This is a genomic window from Streptomyces sp. YS-3, from assembly GCF_045257485.1.
Lineage (GTDB): Bacteria > Actinomycetota > Actinomycetes > Streptomycetales > Streptomycetaceae > Streptomyces.
In genome coordinates this window covers 1-3,427 of the sequence record NZ_JBJHPC010000694.1, presented here as the reverse complement: position 1 = coordinate 3,427, position 3,427 = coordinate 1, and the positions used below count along the sequence as shown (strand labels likewise).

Annotated in this window: 3 protein-coding genes; all 3 read right to left on the bottom strand. The window is 70.5% G+C overall.

The window, feature by feature from the left end:
- Positions 1-74 precede the first annotated feature (74 nt).
- The 3 genes from ACJA3G_RS33395 to ACJA3G_RS33385 are packed head-to-tail and all read right to left on the bottom strand — an operon-like array spanning position 75 to position 3,396.
- Positions 75-1,511, bottom strand: coding sequence for a glycoside hydrolase family 1 protein (locus ACJA3G_RS33395; protein WP_406556783.1), 1,437 nt, complete (start codon positions 1,509-1,511; stop codon positions 75-77).
- 59 nt (positions 1,512-1,570) lie between these two features.
- Complete coding sequence (locus tag ACJA3G_RS33390) at positions 1,571-2,476, bottom strand: carbohydrate ABC transporter permease (protein ID WP_406556781.1); 906 nt, start codon at positions 2,474-2,476, stop codon at positions 1,571-1,573.
- On the bottom strand, positions 2,473-3,396 hold the full coding sequence (locus tag ACJA3G_RS33385) for a carbohydrate ABC transporter permease (protein ID WP_406556782.1): 924 nt from the start codon (positions 3,394-3,396) through the stop codon (positions 2,473-2,475). The genes ACJA3G_RS33390 and ACJA3G_RS33385 overlap by 4 nt, the downstream gene beginning before the upstream one ends.
- Positions 3,397-3,427: the final 31 nt, after the last annotated feature.

Genomic DNA, 3,427 nt, shown 5'->3' with positions numbered 1-3,427 from the left:
CGGCCGGGGCGCGCGCCTCCTCCGTACAAGGACGAGCACCCCCCCCGCGCGCACGCCACCCGTCACGCCATCCGTCACGCCGACGGCGCCGCATCCGGCAGCTCGCCCGTCCGTGCCACCTCCCCGTACCACCGCGCGCTGGACTTCGGCGTACGCGTCTGCGTCTCGTAGTCGACGTACACCGCCCCGAACCGCTTGCCGTAGCCGTACGCCCACTCGAAGTTGTCGAGCAGGGACCACAGGAAGTACCCGCGTACGTCCGCCCCGTCCCGCATCGCGCGGCGCACCGCCGCGAGGTGGCCGTGCAGATAGCGGATGCGGTCGGGGTCGTGCACCGAGCCGTCGGGGGACGGCTTGTCGTCGTACGCGGCGCCGTTCTCCGTGATCATCAGCGGTACGCCGGGCGCCTCGCGGGTGTAGCGCATCAGCAGGTCGTACAGCCCCGTCGGGTCGATCGACCAGTCCATCGCGGTCAGCTCGCCCGGCGGCTGGTGGAAGACGACGGAGTCGGCCCCGGGCCAGGGCGAGTGGGCGCTCGCGCCGTGCCCGTCCGGGCGGGGTACTTGCAGGTCAGGGCCCTCGCCGGGGCCGTTGTCAGTGGCGGCGGATACAACTGAGGGTGCGTAGTAGTTGATGCCCAGCACATCGAGGGGGTGCTTGATGGTGCTCAGATCGCCGTCGTGGACGAACGACCAGTCGGTGAGCCGCGCGGTGTCCCGCAGCAGGTCCTCGTCGTACGCGCCCTTGAACATCGGCCCGGTGAACACCCGGTTGGCGAGCGCGTCGATGCGCCGTTGCGCGTCCAGGTCCGCGGGGGACTGGGTGCGGGCCCTGACCGCGCTCGGGTTGAGGCTGATCGCCAGCCTGGCGGCCTTCGGCAGCTTGGCGCGCAGGGTCTGGGCGGCCAGGCCGTGGCCCAGGTTCAGATGGTGCGCGGCCCGCAGCGCGGCCACCGGATCGGTGCGGCCGGGCGCGTGGACGCCGGAGCCGTACCCGAGGAAGGCGCTGCACCAGGGCTCGTTGAGGGTGGTCCACATATCCACCCGGTCGCCGAGCGCCTCGGCGACGAGCCCCGCGTAGTCCGCGAACCGGTGGGCGGTGTCTCGCTCCGGCCAGCCGCCCGCCGACTCCAGCTCCTGCGGCAGGTCCCAGTGGTAGAGCGTGAGGGAGGGCCGGATGCCCTGCTCCAGGAGCCCGTCCACCAGCTTGCGGTAGAAGTCGAGCCCGCGCTGCACCGCGGGTCCGCGCCCGGTCGGCTGCACCCGGGACCAGGACACGGAGAAGCGGTACGCGGAGAGGTTCAGGTCCGCCATCAGCCGGACGTCGTCCCGCCAGCGGTGGTAGTGGTCGACGGCGACGTCCCCGCTGTCCCCGCCGAACACCTTCCCCGGGGTACGGCAGAAGGTGTCCCAGATGGACGGCGTACGGCCGCCCTCGGCGACCGCGCCCTCGATCTGGTAGGCGGAGGTGGCGGTGCCCCAGAGGAAGTCGGGCGGAAACCGGTCGGTCATGGAGGCGCTCCCATCGAGGGGGTACGGAAGGAGGGTGCTGTCGGGCGCGTGGTCGGTGCTCACCCCTTGACCGCTCCCTGCATGATTCCGCCGACGATCTGCCGCCCGAAGAGGACGAACGCCAGCAGCAGGGGGAGGGTGCCGAGGAGGGCGCCGGCCATGATGACCGACTGGTCGGGGATGTAGCCGCGGCCGAGTCCGGTGAGCGCCACCTGGACCGTGGGGCTGCCGTTCTGGGTCAGCGCGATGATCGGCCAGAAGAAGTCGTTCCAGGCCATCACGAAGGTGAGCATCCCGAGGACGGCCATCGCGGGCCGGGCGGCCGGGAAGACCACGTGCCACACCACCCGCCAGCTGCTGGCGCCGTCGACCCGGGCGGCCTCGATCAGTTCGGTGGGCAGCGCCTCGATGAGGAACTGCCGCATGAAGAACACCCCGAAGGCGCTGACCAGGGTCGGCAGGATGACCGCCTGGAGCTGATCGGTCCACGACAGCTTCGCCACCATCATGTAGAGGGGGACGACGCTGAGCTGCGGCGGGATCATCATCGTGCCGATGACGAGCAGGAGCAGCACGTTCTTGAAGCGGAACCGCAGCTTGGCGAAGGCGAATCCGGCGAGTGTGGAGAAGAAGACCGTGCCGAGCGCGATCGAGCCCGCCACGATCGTGGTGTTGAGCAGGGCCGTGCCCATGTTGGCGTCGGTCCAGGCGATCTTCAAATTCTTGAAGAGGTTCCCGCCGAACCAGAAGGGCGGCGGAGTCTGGGCGAGGCGCTCGTTGGTACGGGAGGCGGCGATGGCCGTCCACACCAGCGGGAAGAGCGAGCCGGCGGTGAAGAGGATCAGGATCGTGTGCGTGAGCCGGCCGCCGTGCAGCTGGCGCCCGGCACGGTGGACGGACCGGGGGGAGGAGCGGCCGGCGGGACCGCCGGCGGGGACGGCCGGGGCCGTCGTCTTGGCGTTCATGACGTCTCCTTGCGCAGGGCGCGCGAGACCAGCCAGTTCACCGCGCCGATCAGCAGCAGGATCAGGAACATCGTCCAGGCGATCGCCGAGGCGCGGCCGAGGTGGAGGTTCACCCAGCCCTGCTCGTACAGATACAGCCCGAGCGTCTGGAACTGGTGGTCGGAGCCTCCGGTGGCTCCGGCGCCGCCGTTGAACAGCAGCGGTTCACCGAACAGCTGGGTCGCGCCGATCGTGGACACGACGCAGGTGAACAGGATGGTCGGCCGCAGCGCGGGCACGGTGACGTGCCGGAACTGCTGCCAGCGCGACGCGCCGTCCAGCGCGGCGGACTCGTACAGATCGGGCGCGATGGCCTGCATCGCGGCCAGATAGATCAGCGCGTTGTAGCCGGTCCAGCGCCACACCACGATCGTGGAGACGGCGAACTGCGAGGTCCAGGTGCCGTTCTGCCAGTCCACCGGGCCCACGCCGAGCTGGCCGAGCGCCCAGTTGATCATGCCGTAGTCGCGTCCGAAGAGGAGCACGAAGACGAGGGTCGCGGCGGCCACGCTGGTGGCGTACGGGGTGAGGACGGCGACCCGGAAGAACATCGAGCCGCGCAGCTTGTAGTTGAGCAGATGGGCGATGCCGAGGGCGATCAGGAGCTGGGGGACGGTGGAGATGAGGCCGATGGTGAAGGTGTTGCGCAGCGCGTTCCAGAAGAACTCGTCCGAGAGCAGCCGCGAGAAGTTGCGCAGCCCGACCCAGTGCATCTCGTTCGGCGCGGTCAGCTCGACCTGGTGCAGCGAGGCCCAGCCCGTGTAGAGGAGCGGGAAGAGGCCGAAGGCGGCGAAGAAGAGGAAGAAGGGCGCCACGAAGGCGTACGGGCTCCAGCGCACATCGCGCCGGTAGCGCCGGCTGCGCCGCTCGCGCCGCCGCACCTCGCGGGGGTCGGCGCCCGGGGCGGGGGAG

Bases quoted from the DNA above. Each gene is read 5' to 3' on its own strand.
- ACJA3G_RS33395 (WP_406556783.1), bottom strand. From the start codon at position 1,511: ATGACCGACCGGTTTCCGCCCGACTTCCTCTGGGGCACCGCCACCTCC.
- ACJA3G_RS33390 (WP_406556781.1), bottom strand. From the start codon at position 2,476: ATGAACGCCAAGACGACGGCCCCGGCCGTCCCCGCCGGCGGTCCCGCC.